The sequence below is a fragment of the Halostagnicola alkaliphila genome (assembly GCF_055379965.1).
In genome coordinates, this window is record NZ_AP043826.1 from 2,756,140 (window position 1) to 2,779,589 (window position 23,450).

Here is a 23,450-nt window from a genome sequence, read left to right on the forward strand (position 1 = left end):
CGCAAAACCGATTTGGTTATGAGTTTTCGAATTCAACTTACAACCATGCGTACGTTCAGCGACGACGATCGGGAGCGAATACGAGAGGAACTCATCCAGACCGGACGCGAACTGCTACTGACGTACGGGCCGGCGAAAACGACAGTCAAAGACATCACCGAACCGGTCGGGATCGCCAAACCCACGTTCTATCAGTTTTTCGATGCGAAATCGGATCTCTACATCGAGATCCTCGAGCGAGAGGTCGAAGAGTACATAGGAGACGTACGAACGGCGTTGGCGGACGTTGAAGACCCCCAGGAAGGCCTCGAGCAATTTTTCTGGTGCTACGTCGAATTCGGCGAAGAAAACCCGTTTATCCAACGGACCGTTATTCAGGGGGATTACCACGATCTCATCGGCACCGAGTCGTGGGACACGCTCGAGGAAATGCAACGGGAGAAGTGGGCGGAGTTCATTCCGCTGATCGAGGACCTCCAAGCGCGGAGCGACGGTCCGATCGCCGAGATGGATCCGTTGATCCTCGGCGGGCTAATGTCGGCGTCTCTCGGGTGGCTCATGGTTCACAAAGACGAGTACGAGACGTACGAGGCGGAGTTCGATATGATCGAAGACGGCTATTACAAACACATCCAGGGAACGTTGATTTCGACCCTCGCACGAGGGCTAACGACCGAAGCGTAGGGTTTACTTCCACTGAAGCTTTCGACGACCGAAGATTTCGCGTGGACCTGCCAGATATCGTCGGGACGGACGGTACCGAGCACGGGCAAGCTATTTCTCGTTCCACCGACGTTCTCGAGGCATGCCGACGTACTACGAAGACATCGAAGTCGGGGACACGAAATCCTTCGGCAACCGAACGATTTCAAAAGACGAAATCGTCGAGTTCGCAGAGCAGTACGATCCCCAGTCGTATCACGTCGACGAGGACGCCGCTGAGGACTCTATCTTCGGCGAACTGATCGCAAGCGGCTGGCACACGGCCTCGCTGTGCATGCGCGAGTTCGTCGAACACGTGGCCGACGATGCGTGGCTCGGCGCTCGAGGCATCGACGAACTCCGCTGGATCAAGCCGGTCAAGCCCGGCGATACGCTCTCGGTCACCGTCGAAATCGTCGACAAGCGACCGCTCGAGGACGATTCCAGTATCGGCCACGTCGATACCAGACTCACGGCGTACAATCAAGACGACGAACCGGTCATCACGTGGATCGGGCTCGGCATCGTCGAACGGACGGGTGCGGACGGTTCCTGAGTCTCGAGTGTAGCGATAGCCTGCCCGTTCGGAGACAGTTGCGTTCTAGACCCGCATTCCTGAAAGCGAATATATAAAGCCTTCATGCCCAAAAGCGGATCCAAGAGTTAGCTACGCGATGAATGAGATTGCCTTAGCAGCGGACTTTGCGATCATCGTCGTCGTTGCGACGATAGTCGGACTGCTCGCGCGCCAGACGGGACAGCCGACGATTATCGCGTACATCCTCACCGGTCTGATTCTCGGCCCGGTGATGTTCGACATCGTCACCGAGGACGCCCTCGTCGAGAACATGGCCGAACTCGGACTCGGATTTCTCCTGTTCTTACTCGGGATGAAGATGCGCTTCGACGATATTCGCGAGATTTTGCGCCCGATAATCAATATTGCAGTCTGGCAAACGATCCTTCAGACAGCGCTGGCCCTTGCCGTCGCCTGGGCGCTCGGATTCGATCCTACCGAGATCATCATCATCGCGCTTGCCACCGTTTTCGGCGCGACGCCGATCATCGTTAAGATCCTCACCGACAAGGACGAGATCACATCGTTACCGGGGAAGATCGACGTCGGTGTCCTGATCGTCCAGGACATCTATCTCGTCGTCGTTCTCGCGCTACTCGGTGCGGACTCGCTCGGGAATCCGACCGAGATCGCCCAGACGCTCGGCGTCATCGGCGTGATGATGACGTTCATCGCACTCTTCTCGGTCGCCTCCTCTCGCTATCTGCTCCCGCAGTTGTTCCGGCGCGTCGCGGACAACAAGGACGTCTTCCTCATCGTCGCCATCGCGTGGGCGTTCCTCTTTATCGCCATCTCCGAGTATTTCGACCTCTCGCTCGAGGTCGGTGCCTTCCTCGCTGGCATCAGCATCGCCCAGTTGCCCTACAGCAAGGAACTCGAGGATCGGATCACGCCGATTACGGACTTTTTCATCCTCGTCTTCTTCGCCAGTATCGGTCTCCAACTCGAGGCGGGCGAACTGCTCACCTACTGGCAAGAGGCGGTGATCGCCTCGGTCGTCCTGATGGTCGGGAACTTCTGGATCATGTTCTACCTGATCTACCGCGAGGATTTCAGCGTCGAAACCTCCTTCCTCGGCTCGATCAACATGATTCAGGTCAGCGAGTTCTCGCTGGTCGTCGGTGCGCTGGCGGTGAACCAAGAGTTCATCGAGAACGAAGTCCTCGGCTACCTCAGCCTGATGGCACTGATGACGATGAGTGTCTCGACGTACATCATCGCCCACAACCATACGATCTATGCCCGACTCGAACCGTGGTTCAGACGGTTTGATTCCGACGACAGAGAGGACGTCGATCTCGACGTGTACGAAAACCACGCGATCGCGATCGGCTACGACGAGATCACCGAACGCGCGTTGCCGATGCTCGAGGAGAAGTACGGCGAGGTCGTCATCATCGATCGCCAGACGGACCATATCGAAACGCTCGAAGAAGAGGGCCGATACGAGTACATCTACGGCGACTTCCGCCACGGCGAGATTCGAAAGGCGGCGAACCTCAAGAAGGCGTCGTTCGTCCTCAGCTCTACGGTACAGACGGATGTCAACAAGGCGCTTCTCGATGAGGTCAACGACGATGCAATCGTATTCGTCGAAGCCGAGAAGATCGACGACGCGCGTGAACTCTACGACCGTGGGGCGGACTACGTAATCATGAGTACCTACCTGACCGCGGCCAAGTTGAGTGAATATCTCGAGCGATACTTCGTAGACCGGGAGTCACTTGAACGGTCGTTTGAACGCGATATCGCACGCATAGAGCGGGAGGAGCCGGTCGAGTTCGAGGGAGATCTCCGAAAGCGAACGGGAGGTGACGACGATGACTGAGCTCATCACCGCCCTCGCCGTCTTGTTCGTTACAGCAGGTGCGTTCCTATTAGTTGCAAACCACTTCTCGCTCTCTCCGGTTCCGTTTTACATTCTGGCTGGACTCGTCGCGGGGACGTTTCTCGATCAACCGGAACTGATCGAACTCGCCCAATGGGGAATCGCGTTCTTGGTCTTCGTCTTCGGGTTTACGGTCGACTTCAAATCGTTACAGACGGTTATCAGGGACAGCGAGGCCGCGGCGGTGACGCAGTTGATAATCGTCGCGCCGATCGCGTTCGGCGTCGCCACGATCTACGGGTTCGACACGCAGAACGCCGTCTACTTCAGCGTCGCCGCCACACTCAGTTCCACCATCGTCGGTGCCGGCCTGCTCGAGCACGAAATCCGGGACAACCTCGTTCACGGACGGCTTGCATCCTCAGTTCACTTTTTCGACGATCTCCTGGCGATTGGACTCATCCTCGTCCTTTCGGCCGAAGCGTACACGACGACACTGGTTACGTCCAATATTGGCTTTGGTGTGCTCTTTCTGATCGCCGCGTTACTGGTCTACCGACACATCTTCCCGATGATCGTTCGGTTATCTGGAGGGTCCGACGAACTCGTCATGATGGGGAGTATTTCGATACTCATCGGGTTCCTCGCTGCTTCGGAACTGGCGGAAATATCCATCGTCGTCGGTGCGTTCGCGGCCGGCATTTCCATCCGTAGCGGCGACGCAGCGACGATTGGTGTGCGAAACGGCATCGAATCTATCAAAGATTTCTTCGTCGCAATCTTCTTCGTCACCGTCGGGGCACTCGTCTCAGTTCCGGACCTCGAAGTGTTCATTGTCGCAGCCACGCTCACGGCGCTGGTGCTCTTCGTTAATCCCCTCGTTATCATGCTCTCGTTCGTGTACGAGGGGTACGATGCGAGAACTGCATTTCTCGCGAGCTCGACGCTCAATCAAGTCAGCGAATTGTCGCTAGTGATCGCGATCCAGGCGACGTTCATCGGTACGATTTCTGACACGCTCTTCGAAGCAATCATTCTCGCCGCGGCCGCGACGATGATCCTGACGTCCGTCGCTAGCCGTCACGAAGAGACGGTCTACAGAACGTTTGTCGAGAATCTCTTCGCGGGTCGGCTCACTCGAAAGATCGACGAGCGAAGTTACGTCCAAGACGGCCTCGAGGACCACGTTGTCATTGTCGGCTACGGTCGACAAGGTCGCCGAATCGTGGAAACGTGCGAACGACTCGACCAGGAGTACGTCGTCATCGAAAACGATCCGGTGCTCTGGGACGATCTTCGGGCGGAGTGTCGGAACTACGTTCTCGGTGATGCCATGTCGACGTACCCACTCGAAAAAGCGCACATCGATGATGCGGCGCTACTGATGTCGACGGTCGCCCACCGCCCCGTTTCGGAGCGAATTCTGTCCCTCGAGACGGATGCCGACACCATCCTTCGAGCGAACACGTCGGCGACTGCTCGAGACCTGCTTCGGGACGGTGCCGATTACGTGAGCGTCCCGAACGTGCTCGCTTCCGACCAACTCATCGAGATGGTCGAGCGGGCCCTCGACGACGACTACGCGAAGGGAGACCTCCGGGAAGAGCACCTCGATACCCGCGATACGCTCGAAAGATATGGATTTGACACCCGGATCGAAAATCTGGACTCTAGTTAGCGGGGTAAACCACACTCCTCTCGAGGACACATTATTCCTCCCCGGAAACAGTAGGTATATGACACTACGGGGCGTTGGGTCAAATGGAAGCCAGAAACTCCACGGAAGGGGGCGTTCGTATTGAAATGCCCCGGGTGCTGATGACACCCGAGACGTGGCTTCCGAACCCGCTAAGGGTCAGTTGCCATGATTGGATTACTTCTCCGCGGGCTTAAACATCCCGTCCGACAGACGAATCGAAGTCGAATACCGCCAGCGTCCGCTCACGGACCACGAACCGCTGCTCACGCACCGCCGGCCCTCACGCACGCGCTCGGAGGTGGGTGTGAGCGATGACCGCACCGACAGACAGTTTGGTCGTCGACATCGTCCGGACCCTCGAGAAGCAGGGAGTGCCTCGAGATTCCTACCAACTCGCCAGCGAGTTCGATCCCGAGGCGCTCGCCCGACTGATCGACTCCGGCGGCGGATCGGTCGAAGTCCGCCTCGAAGTTCAGGGCGTCTCGCTTGTCGTAACGAATCTAGGTGTTCGGGTGACCGACGAGGATCAATCGACGCATCCCGAGTGTCCCCAGTGTGGACTCCCGGTTACTGCGGTCGTTCAGCTCGTTCCGACCCATCACAACGCGTATCCTTGCGGGTGTCGGGTTAGGGAGGATTTGCTCGAGTAGTGAGATCACTCAAGTAGGACTCGAGCCCCCAGCCGTTGTCGTTACGGAACGTTCGACAGCTGTTCTTCGAGTTCCGCCGTCGTAGTCCACGAAAAGCACTGGGTCAGTGATTCGAGGTGGACGAGGGAATCGGTTATCACGCCGCTATACGACGGCGTGCGACCGCCGAGTTCGGCCTCCAGATACGATTCGAGGTCCTGCGTCGAGATGTCCAGCCCGTGCTCACGAGCGCGTTCAGCGAGCGCATCACGTTCCTCCTCGAGGTCTTCAGCATGATACGCCAGTTCGACGGCCCGAGCGAGTATCGCGTCTCGTGTTGTGAGCAGGGAGTCATCATCGTAGTGTTCCTCCTGGGCCCGAGGAAAGAGATACGTGCGGTCGAGCAGTGCCGGGCGTTCAACGCGTCCAAACTCGGCGACCGCCCCACCAGTGTCGTGTTCGAGAATCAGCGGAACCGCATCCGCGTAGAGGGCGTGTAGAAAGAACTTCACTTTGAGGTCCGGGATATCATCCGACACATCGAGGTCGGGCTGCGTGGCGAGCAGGTACGCGTAGGCATCGTGGCGATGGTTCAGCACGTCGAGCGCCTCATCGAGACGATACTTGAACGGTGATTCGTAACTTCCCAACACGAAATACGCCGAATGCGGGCCAAAGAGGTGCTCGTGTCGCTCTCGCATATACGAGAGGAGCCGTTCACTATCTATCGGGTCGAGTTCGAGGCCATAGAGAATGTCGTCTAGGATGAAATCTGTGAGTTCTTTCGTGTTCTCCGGTATGCCCTCCATACTAACCAATGTGGAAATATAGTCTAATAACCATACTGGTCTAACTTAGGGAAATCGATCCCCCGTGCTTATGTGATCCGCCAGCGTACGTCCAGTCGATAATGGCCAACATCTCCGCGCGTTCTAAAGCCGACAACGAGGAAAACCCCTTAGAGCGCCAGCGTGAACTGATGGAGCTGCTATCACAGGAAACTCGACACAGCATCGTTCAGGCACTCGTGGGGCACCCGAAAGTCCTCGCGTCGGCGGCTGAAATCAACCATTTCATCCCGAGTAAATCGAAAAAGACCGTCGAAGAGCAGCTGGACGTGCTCGTTGAAGCGGATATCCTTGGAATCTACGAGTATCCCCCAAACAAGGAGAAGCGCGGCTTACCGTGGAAATTCTACGGTGTTACCGAATATGGTGCCGGCATCCTCGGGGACTTCAACTACCTCAAGGGCGTCCCAATGGCGCGAGCCGTTCACCAGAAAACGCGAAAGCCCGAGAAGATCGAGCGCCACGAAATGGCCCCCCGACCGCCCCTCCCAGAACCGGTCCGTACGACGTTCCAACTCGGCGAAGAAGCGAGATAACGGAGATCGTCTGCAGCTGGTAGGGATCTCAGCGGTCAGTTCGACCATGCACTTACCGAACCGGACAGTTCATTCCAAATCCTATCATACGGATGAGAACACATTTTAACTACTAGTGACCGGCTTCGCCCGTTCGATTGCCACTCGAGTTGCGAAAAAGGTACCTTCAAACCCGTTCGGTTCCTTCCATCGATCATGGTAGAGGCGATCGTCTTCGATCTCGACGAAACGCTCGCCGTTCCGGACCGGGATCGGGAGACGATTCTCGAGGACGTCACGACTGCGACCGGAACGCCGTCGATTAGTCGCGAGGCGTATCTCGACGCGCACAGTCAGAATCTTACGCAGCACACTCGAGAGCCGATTTTCGCCGATCTGCTGGCCGGTCGAGAGACGGACACCGACGCCGAAGCGTTGGCCGTCGCCTACCGCGAGACGATCGCGGACTCCCTCTTGCCGATCCCCGGCGTCGAAGCCCTTCTCGAGGAACTCAAAGCGACCTACAGCGTCGGCTTGCTCACGAACGGTCCCGTTCGCGCCCAGCGAGACAAACTCGAGACGTTGGGTTGGGAACAGACGTTCGACGCCGCCCTCGTGACGGGCGAACTCGAGGCCGGGAAACCCGATTTGCGCGCGTTCGAGGCGATCCTCTCGGAACTCGCCGTCGACGCTGGAGATGCGGTCTACGTCGGCGACGACGTCGAGGCCGATATCGCCGGTGCGACGAACGCAGGGATGCGTGCGATCCAGATACTCAAATCCGGCGGATCGGAGCCGGACGATCGGGCTCTGGCGCATCTCGAGCAGGATTCGATCGCGACAAAGTTGCCGTCCGTGCTCGAGACGCTCGAGTGAACGTCGTTCGGACTCGAACGAGTAGCGTTCGCGGTGCCGTCGAGAGAATTACTCCTCGAGCGATCGGCTCGCGGCGTCGAAAACGTCCGACGCCCGCTTGACTTCGCCACCGTCTTCGACGAACACGAGCGTCTTCGGGGGCGTCGTCGCTTTCGGCCGAACCCTGAGCCCGGACGATTCGGCGGCTTCTGCTGCGCGTTCCTGTCCCCGCTCGAATTCGACGTGGGCTCGATCGTCGTGGATGAAGACGCGAGCGAGCAGCACTGCTCCTTCGGAATCCACCTCTTCGTCCCGTTCGACGTCGTACGCTCGAGCACCGTCCGCCGTCGGTTCGACGTCCGCGTCGGCGTCGACGACCGCGAGTCGCTCGAGGTGGCCGTCCTCGCGACCGTCGATCTCGCTCGAGAGCAGTTCGGCGATCCGGCGCCCGTCCGTGATCCGTTTCTCGACCATGTGTTGGTGTTGCCGATGGACGGGTTAACCGTCTTCGATCGGAGAAAAGATAGCTGCTAACGGCCTCTCCCGGTGTCACACGGACTGCTGTAATTCATTTCCGACACAACCGCGACCCGCTCTGGGGTTGCAACGGTTGACTCGCTTCGCTCCTCCACCGAGACTCGTCTCACACGGTTCGACTCACCGCCGGTAAATCGTTACGCCAGACCGTCTCAGTCGTCGTCGGAACTGGTCAACGCGGCTCTGGCGACGGGGGCGAGATCGGAGACGTCGATACCCTCTCGATGAGCGTAGACGATCGCTGCGGCCTCGATAGTAATCCCGAGCTCCTGCTGGAGGGTGTTGATCGCGCCGACGGCCTCGTGTTTCTCGGTACCCTCAGCGACGAGGGCGTCGAGGACGCGCTCGAAGGCGGACCGCTCCGTGAGAATGTCTTCATCCGGAACGAACTCTTCGGGGATCGACACCGTCGAGGGATCGAACGTCAACTCGAGGTCGTTTCCGTCGCGCTTGAGGAGGTCCTCTTGGGTGGCGACGTCGATCAGTCGCTTGGCCTGATCGGGGGAGAACCAGTCACGATCCAGCGAGAGCGAAACGACGAACTCGTTCTCTCGAAGTTGGCGACTGCCGTCCTGGACGAACGGCGCGCCGACGGCGACACGAAGACTCATCGAACTGGACTCTTCGAAGCGAGGAAATAACGATGGCGGTTCGCGCCGGAGCCAGTCGGTACTGGGTCGACTGGCCGAACGGGACAGCCCCGCATTTCAGCGTGCCAGCCCGTCAGTCCGAGGCTTTGCCGCCGTTTCGGTTGGCTCGAGACGGCGGCGGCACCTCCGAGGCGGTCGGCTCCGGCGGATCGGGGAGGATACACCGATCGAGTTCTCGGTTGACGTGTTCGTACAGTGTCGGCTCGTTCGCGAGCGGGTGTGCGGGATTCTGATTGCTATCGATCCGCGCCGCACGAATCTCCGCGAACCCGTTCACTCGAGCCTGGATGCCGCGCCAGTGATACTCGGTTTCGGGCGGGACCGAAAACGGTCGCGGCGGCTTTCGGTCGGGATGGTTCGTCGCCAGAATCGCGTTGTTAACGTTGCTGGCGAGTGAATCGTGATCGATAAGAACGCCGACGCTCGCATTGGGGGGAGCCCGCTCGGCGAGAACGTCGAGTCCGAGATGTAACGCTCGATACTCGGCGACGTTGTTGTCCGGAGGAGCATCCGTCGTCGCGATACGCGCGACGCGAGTGCCGTCTCTGGTTTCGATCACTGCACCGAGCCCACCACCCGTTTTCCGGAACGAACCGTCCGTCGCGACGTAGAAGTCGCGATGATGGGTCCGCGGTGGATGTGCGATGTGCGGGGTCGGCGACTCGTCGAACAAGTCCCGCAGTGCGGGGCGGCCGTGAGCGGCCATACCACCAGTTGGTCCTGTAGGTAACTTAAACTTTTGCCAGGAATCTGCCTGTGAAAGTTCAACAAAACAACGTCAGTTGCTGTTCTTCAGTAACCAAATACGTACAATACGCCCCCGTCCCCGGAATTCTACGGCTGGACTACCAATATTTATAAATATCTGCCCTCTCTCTACAGAAGATATGACGGGTGCTAACGAATATACTGTCGATCGGCGGCAGGTCTTACAGCTTACGGGAGTAGCAGCGGCAACAACCGGCCTCGGTTCGATTGCGGGGTGTCTGGACGACCCCACGGGGGACGGCGACATCGACGAGCTGGTCATCACGCAAGGGGAGTTCATCGAGAACACGGATCCGAACGACCACAACGCGACGCCGTACTACAACGTCTTCGATCAGGTCTATGAACCCTGTTTCAACGTCACTCGAGACGGCGAAATCGAAGGCCGGGTCGTCACGGACTGGGAACACCCCGAAGACGGAATCGTCGAACTCACCATCAGAGACGACGTCGTCTTCCACAACGGCGACGAGTTAACCGCGAGCGACGTTGCGTACACGATAAACCGACAGGTCGACGAGGAAGTAGGGTTCGGCAGCGATCAGGTCGCCGGAATGACCGCGATCGTCGGAGCCGAAGCCGAAGACGACGAGACGGTCCTCGTCGAACACTCGGCTGCGGAATCGCTCGCCGAGTACCAGCTCGCGAACTTCACTCGAGCCGTCAACGAAGACTGGGTCGAAGAGTTCGACGAGCAGCCGATAACGCAACCGGAGATGAACGGGACGGGTCCGTACGAACTCGAGGAGTACGAAGCCGAAGTCGAGGCGGTCTTTACGCGCTTTGACGATTACTGGGGAGACGAGCCCGCGTTCGAAACCGTTCGAATAAACGCAGAAAGCACGTCGAGCGGACGGGTCGGCGGCCTGCGGGCCGGTGAAAGCGATCTCGTCGTCAACGTTCCGCCGACGGACGTCCAGACGATCGACGACGAGGACGGCGTGATGATAGACGAAGAGGTCAGTTACCGCAATATCTTCCTCGTGATGAAAAACGAGGTCGAACCGTTCGACAGCCAGGAGTTCCGGCAGGCGATGAACTACGCCGTCGACAACGAGGGAATCATCAGCGACAACCTCGGTGGCTTCGGCGAGCCGATGACTCAGCCGATTCCGGAGGGGCTGTTCGGCTATAACGAAGACCTCGATCCCTACTCACAGGATCAGGACGAAGCCGAGTCCCTGATCGAGGATAGCGGCTACGCGGGCGAAGAGATCACGCTCTATTCGATGGACGGCCGATATCTCAACGATTCGGACGTCGCAGAGACCGCGGCGGACCAGATCGATCAACTGGACAATGTCGACTGCAACTTCGAGAACGTCCCCTTCGATACGATTTCGGACGCCGCGGCGGAAGGACCCGATTACGAGGAGTATCCGTTCTTCCTGATCGGCTGGGGCAACCCAACCGGCGACGCTGACTACGGCCTCGCGCCGTGGTTCACGAGCGAGGGCGGGCAGTTCAACTTCAGCGACGAAGATATCGAAGACCGAATCCTCGAGAGCCAGGAAGAAAACGACGAGGAAGAACGCGAACAGATGCTCCAAGACATCAACGCGGACCTCCGCGAGGAAGCGCCGTGGGTGTTCCTCCACCTCGAAGAGAGTATTTACGGTGTAAACGAGGACCTCGAGTGGGACCCGCGTTCGGACGAGAGCATCTACGTGGACGAGATAGATCAGTAACGCCCAACGACCGCGAATAACCACAGTCGGAGAGTGGGATTCAGTCATCAGCCCGCGATGCTCGGGTCGAGAACGAAACCCTATTACCACTCGCCAAACACTTCAATCATAAATTTCGATGTCTTTCGGAAAGTTCCTGATAAAACGTATCTTGCAGGGGATCGTCGTCGTGTGGGGGGTTGTGACGATCACCTTCGCCCTTCGAGTCGTTTCTCCCGGCGATCCGGTGAACCTGATCGTCGACGATGCCGCATCCCAAGAATTTCGCGAGCGCGTAAGGGAGGATCTCGGCCTGAACGAGCCGATATACGTCCAGTATCTCGAGTATCTCCAAGGGATCTTGGTCGGCGATCTCGGGTATTCATACCAATCGAGCAGAGAAGTAACGACGCTCATCATCGAACGGGTTCCGGCGACGCTCGAGTTAGCCATCGCGGCGACAGTCGTCGCCATGATTATCGCGATTCCGCTGGGGGTTATCAGTGGGACGAGGCGAAACGAACCCGCGGACTACGGTGCGACGCTCTTCTCGCTCGTTGGGATCAGCACGCCGAACTTCTGGCTCGGAATCATGTTGATCCTGGTACTGGGGGTGCAGTTCGGGCTGTTCCCGACCAGTCACCGCCCGGTCGGGTTCGTCGAAGCCGTGCGGATGCTCGTGACCTACGGCTACGTCGGGGATCTCCTCACGTGGCTACATCATATCACGTTACCCGCAATCGCGCTCGGAACGTACTTCACCGCGTTGATCACTCGACTCACACGGAGTGGGATGATAGACGAACTCGGAAAGCCCTACGTCACGGCGACCGAGGCGAAGGGGCTTCCCGGCGTGTTGATCCGGTACAAACACGTGCTCCGAAACACGATGATCCCAATCATCACCGTGCTCGGTCTGCAACTCGGGACGCTGATCGGCGGCGCGGTCGTTACCGAGGAGGTCTTCTCCTGGCCCGGACTCGGATTGCGGCTCATCGGCGGGATTCGATCGCTCGACTGGCCGCTGATTCAGGGGATCCTGATCTTTATCGGCGTTAGTTTCGTGCTCATCAACATCGTCGTCGATTCGCTGTACGCGTATCTTAATCCACAGGTGACGGACGAATGATTTCAGATCGCCTCAAATCCAGTCTCAAAACGGAGTTCCGTCAGAGTTTCTTAGCGAAGGTCGGACTAACGATCGCCATACTCATCATTTTGATGGCACTCTTTGCGCCGGTTCTTGCGACACATAACCCCCACACAACCGGCCACTTCGACGAAGAAGGTAACTCGTACCCGCCGTGGGGAACGACCGACACCTCGCACACGTGGGACGAAAGCGACGGAGAACGCGACCGCGTCTCCTACACGGTCGAGCCGAGCGGTGATCACTACCTCGGCACGAACCAGATCGGACAGGACACCTTCTCGAGAGCGCTGTTCGGGGCTCGAATCTCGCTGCTCGTCGGGTTGATTGGGACGGGGTTAGCAGCCGCGTTCGGCGTTCCGTTCGGGCTCATTTCCGGGTACTACGGCGGGCGGATCGACGACTCGATGATGCGTATCGCGGATATGATGCTCGCGTTCCCGTCGCTCGTCTTCGCCGTCGCCCTCATCGGGGTCTTCGGCCAGAGCGTCCAACATATACCCGATCCGATCGTCAGGGCGGGGTTCGCCGATGGCATGCCGGCATCGATCGCGTTACCCGGGACGGTGACGATCGTCGTCGCGCTCGTTACCTGGGTCTGGTTCGCCCGCGTTGCACGCGGAGAGGCCCTCTCCCTGCGTAACGAGGAGTACGTCAAAGCCGCCAAGAGCATGGGCGCGAGCAACAGAACCATCCTGCTCAAACACATCCTTCCCAACAGCCTCACGCCCGTGATCGTGCTCGCGACGATTCAGGTCGCCGCGATCATCCTGCTCGAGAGTTCGCTGTCCTATCTCGGATTCTCGGGAACGACGCTGTCGTGGGGGTACGAAATCCAGCAGGGACAAGAACACCTCGCGACGAGCTGGTGGATCGCAACGGTTCCGGGAGTCGGAATTTTGCTCGCGGTGGTTAGCATCAATCTACTCGGCGACTGGCTTCGAGATGCGCTCGATCCGAACATCAGCGGCGAAGGAGGTGCCTAATCGATCATGACTGAGGATATCTTGCGCGTCAACGGACTGTCGACTCGCTTTTTCACCGAACAGGGGCAGGTAAACGCCGTCTCCGATCTCGACCTGCGGATCGAACGCGGCGAGGTCTTCGGAATCGTCGGCGAAAGCGGGAGCGGCAAGAGCGTCACCGCTCGCTCGATGATGCAACTGATCGAATCGCCCGGCGAGATCACCGCCGGTGAGATCAAGTACCGAAACCCTGACCTCGCCGAGAGCGTCCGGGACGATCATCCGGAGGCCGTCGACGGCGAGTTCGTCGACCTACTGTCGGTGCCAGAATCGGTGCAACACTCGCTTCGTGGCTCCTCCTTTAGCATGATCTTTCAGGATCCGATGAGCAGCTTCAACCCGAGTCTCACGGTCGGCGAGCAACTCGCCGAGGCCGTCGAAGTCCAGCGACGGGCGAGCGCGAACCCTCGTTCGACACGCGCGAAGACTCAGTCCTCCGAGTACTCGATGGGGTCGTTCATCCTCTCGACGGTGCTCCCATCACAGCGCTACGTCTCGGGCGAAAGCCGCGATCGTGCTATCGAACTGCTCGAGCTGGTCGGCATTCCTGATCCGGCCAAACGGGCTGAGGAGTATCCACACGAGTACTCCGGCGGCATGCTCCAGCGGGCGATGATAGCTCAGGCCCTGGCCGGTGAACCAGACGTGTTGATCGCCGACGAACCGACAACGGCGCTGGACGTCACGATTCAGGCGCAGGTGCTTGATCTGCTGGCGGATCTCCAAGAAGAAACCGATATGACGATCCTGTTGATTACGCACAATCTCGGCGTCATCGCCCGAATGTGTGACCGTGTCGGCGTGATGTACGCCGGCGAGATCGCCGAACGCGGCACGCTCGAGGACGTCTTCGACGATCACGTCCACCCCTACACCGAGGGATTGCTCGGGAGCGTTCCGGACCTCGAACAAGCCGGATCCCGTCTCGAGCCGATTCCCGGGAACGTCCCCAGCTTGATCGACGAGGAGATGCCCGACCGGTGTTACTTCGCGGATCGGTGCCCGAAGGCGATGGAGGAGTGTCTCGACAAACCGCCGGAGTTCGACGCCGACGGAAGCGACGAACACGCGACCAAGTGTTACCTCGCCGAAACTGACTACAGCGAGCTGAAAGCGTTGCCAGACGGCTATTTCGGCGAGGAAGAATCCGAGCCGCAATCGAGAGAGACCGAACAGCCACGGGAGGTCGAAAGTCAATGAGTGACGCCGAAGAAAACCCGATGAACGGCCCGGAACGAAACCCGACGAGTGACTCCGAACGAAACCCGATGAACGATACCGAACCCGCGCCACTCGTCAGCGTCCAGAACTTGGAGAAGTACTTCTGGGAGAACGACTCGATACTGGATCAGTTGTTGGGCGCGGAGCCGGTCCCAGTTCGGGCCGTCGACGGCGTGAGCTTCGATATCTATCCCGGCGAGACGCTGGGACTCGTCGGCGAGTCGGGCTGTGGCAAATCGACGACCGGAGAAACGCTCTTGCAACTGCAGGAACCGACCGGCGGAACCGTCGAGTTCGACGGGATGGACCTCCTCGAGCTCTCCGGCGAGGAGTCCACGGCGTTCCGCCGCGAGGCGCAGGTCGTCTTTCAGGATCCGTTCTCGAGTCTCGATCCCCGGATGACGATCGGGCAGATCGTCACCCAGCCCCTCGGGATCCACGACTGGCCCGAGACGGACCCGGACGTGGAAACGACGGCGGAACTCCGAACTGATGGAATATCGCGGGACATCGTTTCGGTGACCGTCGACGACGATATCGACAAACTTGTCTCGCCGGTCGACGGGGTCTCGACGGTTCACGTCACCGTTCGCGCGAATAGCGAGGGCGGAACTGACGGAACCCACACGAATACTGCGGCCGGTGACGACGGCACCAGCACCAGCCCGCGCCACGTCGACACCGCTCGAGGCGTCGTCGCCGAGGTCGAAGAAGATCTCACCGTCGAGGTGAGCCGCGGCGACGGCATCGAGGTTCGGGTCTCGATCGAGCGACCGGTCGACCAGCTTCGAACCGACCACGCTCACCAGTTGCTCGAGCGCGTCGGGCTCTCGGTCGATCAACTCGATCGGTATCCTCACGAGTTTTCCGGCGGCCAGCGCCAGCGGATCGGCATCGCTCGCGCGCTCGCGCTCGGGCCGGAGTTTCTCGTCCTCGACGAACCCACGAGCGCCCTCGACGTCTCAGTGCAGGCCCAAGTGCTGAACCTCCTCGACGATCTCCAGGACGAGTTCGATCTGACCTACCTGCTGATCAGCCACGATCTCTCCGTCATCCGGCACGTCTGCGACCGCGTCGCGGTGATGTACCTCGGCGAAATCGTCGAGATCGGCCCCGTCGCGGAGATTTTCAGCGATCCGAAGCATCCGTACACGGAGGCGCTCCTCGAGAGCGTCCCTCGAGCCTCCACCGAGGAACGCGACCGGGATCGGGAGACGATCTCAGGGGACGTGCCGTCGCCGCGTGATCCGCCAAGCGGCTGCCGGTTCCGAACCCGGTGTCCCGAAGTGATTCCGCCCGCGGATTTCGAGCACGAGCAGGAACTGTTCCGCGAGTTGATGACCCTTCGACAGCGGGTCGAAGAGCGAGATATCACGCTCGAGTCGGTCGGCGACGAACCCGAATTCGAGGTCGGCGAAAGCGACGGCTCGGACGAGGACACGCGGACGTTCGTTCGGACGGTCAAAGACCGACTGTTCGATCACGAACTCCCGGTACGACACGACGAAATCGTCGAGGACGCCCTTCTCGAGGTCGCCGAAACCAATTGGGACGAGGCCGCGGAGCGACTTCGAGAGGAGTACGAGAGCGTCTGCGAACGAAAGAATCCCGGACTCGGAGATGAAGCCCACCCGGTCGCGTGTCACCTCTACGGCGAGTCGGCGGAGCGAGACGCGGACGTACTCGAGTCGAGTCAATCCTGATCGAGTCGTTTCTGGCGTCCGTCTTTCCTCTCGAGTTCGTCGCGGGACGAAGCTCACCCAGCCGCGTGGTTCGAAACGCAACGTATAGGATTCGCGAACTGAAAGCCAACTCGTGAGTCGGTACCGAAATTTGGGGTTGTTTTTGCTCCTCGCGATTTTCTGGGGGTCGGCGTTCGTCGCCATCAGCGCCGGACTCGAGTACTTTCCGCCGGTGTTGTACGCCGCGTTGCGCTACGATATCGCGGGCATCCTGATGCTCGGCTACGCCGCGTACGCCGCCGAGGACTGGGTGCCTCGAGGGTACAGGGAGTGGCAGGTCGTCGCGGTCGGCGCGGTGTTTTTGATCGCGATCTATCACGCGTTCCTGTTCGTCGGACAGCAACACACGACCGCGGCCGCGGCGGCGATTTTGGTCAGTCTCTCGCCGGTTCTGACTACCGGATTCGCGCGCGTGTTGTTCCCAGCGGATGCACTTTCGCCCGCAGGTATCGGCGGCGTGCTTTTGGGATTGATCGGCGTCGCCATCATCGCCCAACCCGATCCGGCGGATCTGCTGGCGACCGACGTCGTCGCGACGGTGCTCGTCTTCCTCGCCGCGACGGCGTTCGCGTTCGGGAGCGTCCTCACCCGCAGAATCGACGCCGAAATCGAGATCGAGACGATGGAAGCGTGGTCGATGCTCGGCGGCGCGCTCTTGATGCACGGGATGAGCCTCGCGCTTCGCGAACCGGTCGAGCCGTCCGCGTGGATACACCCCGAAGCGATCGGCGCGCTGGCCTACCTCGCGGTCGTCTCGAGCGCCCTCGGATTCTTGCTGTACTTCGAGTTGCTCGAGCGGTTGGGAGCCGTCGAGATCAACATGGTTTCCTACGTCGCGCCGATCGTCGCCGCGGTAGTGGGATGGCTCTATCTGGGTGAAGCAATTGACCTCGCGACTGCCGTCGGGTTCGCGTGCATCGCCGCCGGCTTTCTCGTCGTCAAGCGGGGGGCGATCCAAACCGCGTTCGGAAATCTACGTCGGTAGAGCCCGGCTGCGTCGAAGAATGAGGACGCAAACGTGAACGAAAAGTCAGTTGAACCGCTACTGTTGATACGAGTGCCCCACGTAGAGGACGGCGATATTGAGGACGAGCAATCCGAGGAACAATCCCGTTTCGACGCTGCTCGAGAGTCCGGTGACGAGCAGCGGAACGTACAAGAACGGTAAGACGATCGCCAACCAGAAACTCCCGACGCGGATGGGTTTCGCGAGAGAGGGAAGATACTGCTCGAGCGCTCGCGGATCCCCGTCCTGACCGTCAGCGGATACACCCGTCGTCGCGGGTTGCTGGTCGCGTGATGATTGATTCGACATTGCGGTACCTGACGGGAATCTCTATGCCCACATCGTGGAAATAGGGGACCGATCGTCTCGTCAACTTGTGGAGAATTTAGCCGAATACAGGTCGATGAACCATTCGTTGGCACCGGCTACCGCCAGGAAACACGACCCATGAACGACGGAGTTGCCAACTACTCGTGACTTAGCAAGCGGATGACGCCTTCCGATCGACTGGAAAATCAGACGGATTCGATACTGCAACGTCGAGTAATCAGTGATTACGGCCGTGCTCGAACTCGAATCACAACGCGTCGAACGCGCTCGCAAACGAACAAGTCTAACAAAGGACAATTCGGCTGAACGCGCGAACGTCTCGAGGACTGAGTCGAAGCGAGTTACTGGAACCCGATCCGACTGCCGCGCCGACCCGTGCCCGGTTCGGTTACGCTCGAGCCGCCCGCGAAATCCTCCTTGATCTGCTCGTAGTAGTCGAGGATGTCGTCGGTGATCGTGGGTCGGACGTTTTCCATGGCCTGTCGGAAGTGACGCATTTCGACGACATCTGCCTTCGTATCTTCACGAAGCGCCTCGATGGCCGCCTCGCGTCCGATCGACTCGAGGTCGCTGCCGACGTAGCCGTCCGTGATTTCGGCGATCTCCGCGAGGCTGACATCCGCCGCCAGCGGCGTATCCTCGGTGTGGATCTCGAGGATCCGCTCTCGGCCTTCGATGTCGGGCTCGCCGATCATGACAAGGCGGTCGAATCGACCCGAGCGGAGCAAGGCAGGGTCGATCATATCGGGGCGGTTGGTCGCGCCGATGACCATCACGTTGCCCATGTCCTCTAAGCCGTCGAGCTCGGTCAGGAGCTGATTGACGACCCGTTCGGAGACGTTCGAGCCGACTTCGCCGCCCCGTCCCGGGGCCAGCGCGTCGAGTTCGTCGAAGAAGATCACCGTCGGGGAGACCTGCCGCGCTTTGCGGAAGGTCTGACGGATGGCCTTCTCGGATTCGCCGACCCACTTCGAGAGCAGTTGCGGCCCCCGCACCGAGATGAAGTTCGCGTTGGTCTCGTTGGCCACCGCTTTCGCCATCAGCGTCTTACCGGTCCCCGGTGGGCCGTACAGCAGGACGCCCGCTGGCGGATCGATGCCCATCCGTTCGAACCGGTCGGCGTTGTTCAGCGGCCATTCGACGGATTCCTGAACTTGATCCTTGGCATCGTGCAGACCGCCGACGTCGTCCCAGGAAATCTTCGGTAACTCGACGAGGACTTCCCGCATCGCCGAGGGTTCGACCTCGTTGAGCGCGCCGCCGAAGTCGTCGCGCTTGACGATCATCCGATCGATCAGGCTCGGCGGGATGTCCTCCTCGTCGAGGTCGATCTCCGGAAGGTATCGTCGGAGCGCTTTCATCGCGGCCTCTTTGGTCAGGCTCTCGATGTCGGCACCGACGAAGCCGTGGGTTTCGTCTGCCAGATGCGAGAGGCTAACGTCGTCCGAGAGAGGCATGCCACGCGTGTGGATCTGGAGTATTTCCTCGCGGCCGACTTCGTCCGGCACGCCGATTTCGATCTCCCGGTCGAATCGACCGGGTCGACGAAGCGCCGGGTCGACCGAATCGACGCGATTCGTCGCTGCGATGACGATAACCTGCCCCCGGGCCTCGAGGCCGTCCATCATAGTCAACAGCTGTGCGACGACGCGGCGTTCGACCTCGCCCGTGACGTCCTCGCGTTTGGGCGCGATGGAGTCGAGTTCGTCGATGAAGATGATCGCGGGCGACTCCTCGCTCGCGTCCTCGAAGATCTCCCTGAGTTGCTGCTCGGACTCGCCGTAGTACTTCGAGATGATCTCCGGCCCGGCGATCGAGAAGAAACTCGCCGAAGTCTCGTTGGCCACCGCTTTCGCGAGGAGGGTCTTTCCGGTGCCGGGCGGCCCGTGAAGCAACACACCCTGTGGCGGTTCGATCCCCAACTTCTTGAAGATCTGCGGGTGCTTCATCGGCAACTCGACCATCTCGCGCACCCGCTGGATCTCGCCCTGGAGACCGCCGATATCTTCGTACGTTATTCCACCGCCGGTTTTCTCGAAGCCCGAAATGGGCTCTTCTCGGAGTTCCACGTCAGTATCCTCGGTGATCAGGACCACCCCTTCCGGTTCGGTTTCGACCGCGATCAGCGGGATCGCCTGTCCCGGTGATCGCATGAACGGGTGGTTCGTCGAGGACATAACCGGGACGATGTCCTTGCCGACGACCGGGCGCTTCAGAATCTGTCGTTTGACCATGCCCGCGGCGTCAGAACCGAACTGCACCGACGCCTCTTCGGGCGGCGCGAGGACGAGTTTGTTCGCCTTCGTCGCCTCCGCTTTCCGGATCGTCACCCGTTCGCCAATACCCACGTCCGCATTTTGGCGAGTGAATCCGTCGATGCGAACGGTGTCCGTGTTCCAGTCCTGTCGGTCCGCGCGCCACACCTTCGCGGCGGTCGTGTCCGCACCTTCTATTTCGATGATGTCGCCCGGACTGAGCTTGAGATGTAACAGCGTGTCCGGATCGAGTCGGGCGATACCGCGACCCGAGTCGTTCGGGTACGCCTTCGCAACCTCGAGTTGAACTTCGTTCATAATTCGGAATGGACGGCGTTGTTGCTAACTCCGGTACGTGACCGGATAGGCTTTGTGCTCGTGAGAGGAGCCGCTGTGAGGGTGAGTCCCACCATGCTATCCACTAACACATAGTCGTCAGATAGGGAGCTACATAGATGTACCGGCGTCGTCCGATTTCGCCGTCACGACGCGTTTCTCATGGGTTCGTTGATCGAAAGAACGAGGACTTTTGGTGTCGCCTACCGCCCACGTAGACATGACACTCCTGGCGTTCGACGGTCGGATGGGGGCAAGCGGGGATATGCTCCTTGCTGCCCTTCTCGATGCCGGTGGAGACCCTTCGGTCCTCGAGCCGGTCGAAGACGCGTTGGCTCTCGAGTACCGGATCGGCGAGACGACCAAGTGCGGAATCGCCTCGACGACCGTGGACGTGGTATTGACCGACTACCAGGGTGAAACCGACGCTAAATCTGGTCGTGCCGATAGCAACGATCACCCCGACCACGGCCACGACCAGGACGCTTCACACGACGACGGGAACGAGAACCACTCACACGATCGCGGGGTGCAGGATCACTCACACGATCGCGGAGACCACGACCGAACGCACGGTCACAGCCACGACGACGAGCACGTCCACAGTCACGACGACGAGCACGAGCACGATTCCGACGGGAACGGAGATGTCCACGCCGAAGGTCACGGCCCGCACCGGAGCTACCTCGAGGTCTGCGAAATCGTCGAGGAGATGGACCTCGATCCCGAAATCGAACGCGATGCGCTCGCCATCTTCGAACTCCTCGGGAAAGCGGAGGCCAGCGTCCACGGGGAGGATCTCGAGGACATCCACTTTCACGAGGTCGGAGCGGACGACGCCATCGCGGATATCGTCGGCGCAGTCTTGTTGCTCGAGGACCTCGAGCCGGACCGCGTCGTCACCACGCCGCTGTCGACCGGCGGCGGAACGGTTTCGATGAGTCACGGACAGTACCCGGTCCCGACGCCGGCGGTGGTCGAAATCGCCCAGCGCGCGGACTGGTCGCTTCGGGGCGGGCCGGTCGACGCCGAGTTGCTCACCCCGACGGGTGCGGCGATTCTGGGACACGTCGCGGACGGCGTGGAGTCGCTCCCGTCGATGTCCTCCGAGCAATCGGGCTACGGCGCGGGTGGCTACGATCTCGATCCCCACCCGAACGTCCTCCGCGCGCTGGTCGGCGAGGGTGACGCTGCGGGGAAACTCGTTCGCGACGATATCGCCGTTCTCGAGACCAACCTCGACGACGCGACCCCGGAGGTGCTCGGCGGACTGCAGGAGACGCTCTCGGAAGCCGGCGCTCGAGACGTTTCGATCCTCCCTGCCACGATGAAGAAATCCCGTCCCGGCCACCTCGTGAAGGTCATCTGCAAGCCCGCGGACCGCCAGCGCGTGGCTCGAGCGTTAGCCGAGGAGACGGGAACGCTCGGCGTCCGGGACGCGGGCGCGACACACCGGTGGATTGCCGAGAGGGAGTTCGAGAGCGTAACGCTCGAGCGCGGCGGAGAACAGTACGAGGTAACGGTGAAAATCGCGAGCGACGCCGACGGGAACGTCTACGACGTGAGCGCGGAGTACGACGATGCAGTGGAAGTCGCACTCGAGACGCAGTGGTCGGTTCGGGAGGTACTTCGACGGGCGGAAGAGAAGGGGCGGGAATCGCTCGAGTAGTGCTCGAGTCGGTTAGCTAGTACTGATGTTGACGTCGCCGTCTTCGCCATCTTCACCGTCTTCGGCGACAACGTCGCCTGATTCGACTTCGACACTGTCACCCTCGGCCACGACCTCGCTGCTCTGGTTCACCGAAACATTGGAGTCACCGTCCGTGGAATCGGTACTTTGGGACGTAGAGACGGTACTTTCGGAGACGACGCTCTCGTTCTCAGTATCCCAGACTACCGTCTGTGATTGGGAGGCGTCCGCTCCGTCTTCACCCGGTTCTCCGGTCTGGATCGTTATGTTCACCGTCGATCCGTTTCCTGACTCTTCACAATCGAGGTCGTCCGCGTCGTCCAAGCCGTCGATGGAACTGTTCGCATCGATCTCGTTGTCCGACGCGTTGAGGATCTCTCGGCAGTCATCGCTCGAGTCATCGTCCTCGTCAGCGTCGTCATCTGCCGAGTCGCTAATGCCGACGACGGCGACAGCGCCAGCGCCTACTATCACGAGCAGGCAGACGACTAGTATCACTCCCGTTGTTGTTGTTCGATTCATTGGTTACGTAGCTGGTTCGGCTATCAACGCTCCCCATTGAAAGTATTTTTATTGGTTTCGTATATTATTCTAATTGCTTATATAACTCTCGAGCAATGGTGTGTTCTGTCGAGCGCTAAAAAATTGAAGGAAATTAGAATCCGGGCGAATCCCGATTATAACCTTAATTTATCCGTTGACACCGTTCAGAGCTCCTAGAATATCGCCAAGGAGATCTTCGATGGTGGTAAGGTCAGTAACATCGTTGCCATTGTCTACTTCTTCGTCATCGTCATCCTCGACAACGACTTCTTCCTCGCTCTGGTCAACGTTAGCGTCGCCGCCGTCGCCACCGTCGCCAGCGACAGCGTCACCGCTCACGTCACCGACTTCAGCGGAGGAGTCAGCGAAGCCGACCTGTTCCTGCTGCGTCTGCTGGTTCACGTTCTGAGCTTGGTTCACACCAGCGTCGTCACCGTTGTCGTCGTACTTGTTGTGGTTAGGGTTGTCAGACGCACTCGAGCTGCTCGCTGCCTGCGTGTTGGTGTTCGTTGCAGACTGGTCCTGGTCAACGATTGCAGGACCCGTGCTTACGTCAACATCGTGACCTTCGTGCGTGGCATCTCCACCGTCACCACCAGGTCCTCCGACACCAACACCGATATCGTCGATGTCACTGTCGATGTCGTTCTGTGCCGCTGCCGTTCCGGCCATCCCCATGAACATGAGGCTGCCGATCATCGCGAATACCATCAGCGCTGTGAATGTACGTTTCATTGTTTATCGTTATATCGTCCGGGCCTACACGCGCGGACCGCCGAAACCGGTTCGTCACCAGCGCATCGAACGTCCGGTTCGGTACCAGCATATCGAGTGCGTGGTTCCTTACGGGATCTTCGACCGATCCGAGCGATGCCAC

22 protein-coding genes are annotated in these 23,450 nt (G+C 59.7%); 14 read left to right on the forward strand and 8 right to left on the reverse strand.

Translation table 11 applies throughout. The annotated features are described in order from the left end of the window. Positions 1-45: 45 nt before the first annotated feature. The 5 genes from ACZ5C7_RS19050 (at position 46) to ACZ5C7_RS19070 (ending at position 5,456) form a co-directional block, all read left to right on the forward strand. Positions 46-684, forward strand: coding sequence for a TetR/AcrR family transcriptional regulator (locus ACZ5C7_RS19050; protein ID WP_464377838.1), 639 nt, complete (start codon positions 46-48; stop codon positions 682-684). A gap of 121 nt (positions 685-805) precedes the next feature. After that, on the forward strand, positions 806-1,258 hold the full coding sequence (locus ACZ5C7_RS19055; RefSeq protein WP_464377839.1) for a MaoC family dehydratase: 453 nt from the start codon (positions 806-808) through the stop codon (positions 1,256-1,258). A 118-nt stretch (positions 1,259-1,376) separates the two neighbouring features. Then, entirely contained in the window at positions 1,377-3,107 is a 1,731-nt protein-coding gene (locus ACZ5C7_RS19060) for a cation:proton antiporter (protein WP_464377840.1), read from the forward strand. Continuing rightward, positions 3,100-4,785: a cation:proton antiporter domain-containing protein gene (locus tag ACZ5C7_RS19065; protein WP_464377841.1), complete on the forward strand. Its 1,686-nt coding sequence runs from the start codon at positions 3,100-3,102 to the stop codon at positions 4,783-4,785. Before ACZ5C7_RS19060 ends, ACZ5C7_RS19065 begins: the two co-directional genes overlap by 8 nt. Before the next feature lie 332 nt (positions 4,786-5,117). Beyond that, entirely contained in the window at positions 5,118-5,456 is a 339-nt protein-coding gene (locus ACZ5C7_RS19070; RefSeq protein ID WP_464377842.1) for a hypothetical protein, read from the forward strand. 41 nt (positions 5,457-5,497) lie between these two features. Here ACZ5C7_RS19070 and ACZ5C7_RS19075 read toward each other — a convergent pair whose 3' ends face one another. After that, positions 5,498-6,244, reverse strand: coding sequence for a hypothetical protein (locus ACZ5C7_RS19075; RefSeq protein WP_464377843.1), 747 nt, complete (start codon positions 6,242-6,244; stop codon positions 5,498-5,500). Between the two features lie 101 nt (positions 6,245-6,345). On the opposite strand from ACZ5C7_RS19075, the gene ACZ5C7_RS19080 reads away from it, so the two are divergent. Beyond that, on the forward strand, positions 6,346-6,819 hold the full coding sequence (locus ACZ5C7_RS19080) for an ArsR family transcriptional regulator (protein WP_464377844.1): 474 nt from the start codon (positions 6,346-6,348) through the stop codon (positions 6,817-6,819). Positions 6,820-7,014: 195 nt separating this feature from the next. Further along, positions 7,015-7,674, forward strand: coding sequence for an HAD family hydrolase (locus ACZ5C7_RS19085; RefSeq protein WP_464377845.1), 660 nt, complete (start codon positions 7,015-7,017; stop codon positions 7,672-7,674). Between the two features lie 48 nt (positions 7,675-7,722). Here ACZ5C7_RS19085 and ACZ5C7_RS19090 read toward each other — a convergent pair whose 3' ends face one another. The 3 genes from ACZ5C7_RS19090 to ACZ5C7_RS19100 all read right to left on the reverse strand — a co-directional run bounded on the left by ACZ5C7_RS19090 (position 7,723) and on the right by ACZ5C7_RS19100 (position 9,546). Further along, a complete protein-coding gene (locus ACZ5C7_RS19090; RefSeq protein WP_464377846.1) occupies positions 7,723-8,127 on the reverse strand; it encodes a hypothetical protein in 405 nt (134 codons plus the stop codon). Between the two features lie 215 nt (positions 8,128-8,342). Further along, positions 8,343-8,801, reverse strand: a complete 459-nt coding sequence (locus tag ACZ5C7_RS19095; protein WP_464377847.1) for a DUF2240 family protein — start codon at positions 8,799-8,801, stop codon at positions 8,343-8,345. A 112-nt stretch (positions 8,802-8,913) separates the two neighbouring features. Beyond that, on the reverse strand, positions 8,914-9,546 hold the full coding sequence (locus ACZ5C7_RS19100) for a ribonuclease H (RefSeq protein WP_464377848.1): 633 nt from the start codon (positions 9,544-9,546) through the stop codon (positions 8,914-8,916). Between the two features lie 181 nt (positions 9,547-9,727). On the opposite strand from ACZ5C7_RS19100, the gene ACZ5C7_RS19105 reads away from it, so the two are divergent. From ACZ5C7_RS19105 to ACZ5C7_RS19130, 6 genes are all read left to right on the forward strand, one after another. Then, entirely contained in the window at positions 9,728-11,296 is a 1,569-nt protein-coding gene (locus tag ACZ5C7_RS19105; RefSeq protein WP_464377849.1) for an ABC transporter substrate-binding protein, read from the forward strand. A gap of 118 nt (positions 11,297-11,414) precedes the next feature. Then, a complete protein-coding gene (locus tag ACZ5C7_RS19110; RefSeq protein WP_464377850.1) occupies positions 11,415-12,404 on the forward strand; it encodes an ABC transporter permease in 990 nt (329 codons plus the stop codon). Beyond that, entirely contained in the window at positions 12,401-13,411 is a 1,011-nt protein-coding gene (locus tag ACZ5C7_RS19115) for an ABC transporter permease (RefSeq protein ID WP_464377851.1), read from the forward strand. Before ACZ5C7_RS19110 ends, ACZ5C7_RS19115 begins: the two co-directional genes overlap by 4 nt. A 6-nt stretch (positions 13,412-13,417) precedes the next feature. Further along, positions 13,418-14,650 carry an ABC transporter ATP-binding protein gene (locus tag ACZ5C7_RS19120; RefSeq protein ID WP_464377852.1) on the forward strand — a complete coding sequence of 411 codons (1,233 nt, stop codon included), beginning with the start codon at positions 13,418-13,420 and terminating at the stop codon, positions 14,648-14,650. A gap of 68 nt (positions 14,651-14,718) precedes the next feature. Further along, the gene (locus tag ACZ5C7_RS19125) at positions 14,719-16,374 is read left to right on the forward strand and encodes an ABC transporter ATP-binding protein (RefSeq protein WP_464378478.1); all 1,656 of its coding nucleotides are present in this window, start codon (positions 14,719-14,721) and stop codon (positions 16,372-16,374) included. 112 nt (positions 16,375-16,486) lie between these two features. Next, the gene (locus ACZ5C7_RS19130) at positions 16,487-17,398 is read left to right on the forward strand and encodes a DMT family transporter (RefSeq protein WP_464377853.1); all 912 of its coding nucleotides are present in this window, start codon (positions 16,487-16,489) and stop codon (positions 17,396-17,398) included. Positions 17,399-17,455: 57 nt separating this feature from the next. Here the strand turns inward: ACZ5C7_RS19130 and ACZ5C7_RS19135 are convergent, their stop codons facing one another. Next, on the reverse strand, positions 17,456-17,728 hold the full coding sequence (locus tag ACZ5C7_RS19135) for a DUF8028 family protein (protein WP_464377854.1): 273 nt from the start codon (positions 17,726-17,728) through the stop codon (positions 17,456-17,458). Positions 17,729-18,090: 362 nt separating this feature from the next. Beyond that, the gene (locus tag ACZ5C7_RS19140) at positions 18,091-20,322 is read right to left on the reverse strand and encodes a CDC48 family AAA ATPase (protein WP_464377855.1); all 2,232 of its coding nucleotides are present in this window, start codon (positions 20,320-20,322) and stop codon (positions 18,091-18,093) included. A 238-nt stretch (positions 20,323-20,560) separates the two neighbouring features. On the opposite strand from ACZ5C7_RS19140, the gene larC reads away from it, so the two are divergent. Further along, positions 20,561-22,009 (forward strand): nickel pincer cofactor biosynthesis protein LarC, encoded by a 1,449-nt coding sequence (gene larC, locus ACZ5C7_RS19145; RefSeq protein WP_464377856.1) that lies wholly within the window; start codon positions 20,561-20,563, stop codon positions 22,007-22,009. Between the two features lie 12 nt (positions 22,010-22,021). Here the strand turns inward: larC and ACZ5C7_RS19150 are convergent, their stop codons facing one another. Beyond that, positions 22,022-22,552 (reverse strand): hypothetical protein, encoded by a 531-nt coding sequence (locus ACZ5C7_RS19150; RefSeq protein ID WP_464377857.1) that lies wholly within the window; start codon positions 22,550-22,552, stop codon positions 22,022-22,024. 168 nt (positions 22,553-22,720) lie between these two features. Beyond that, positions 22,721-23,308 carry a hypothetical protein gene (locus ACZ5C7_RS19155; RefSeq protein ID WP_464377858.1) on the reverse strand — a complete coding sequence of 196 codons (588 nt, stop codon included), beginning with the start codon at positions 23,306-23,308 and terminating at the stop codon, positions 22,721-22,723. Between the last annotated feature and the right edge of the window lie 142 nt (positions 23,309-23,450).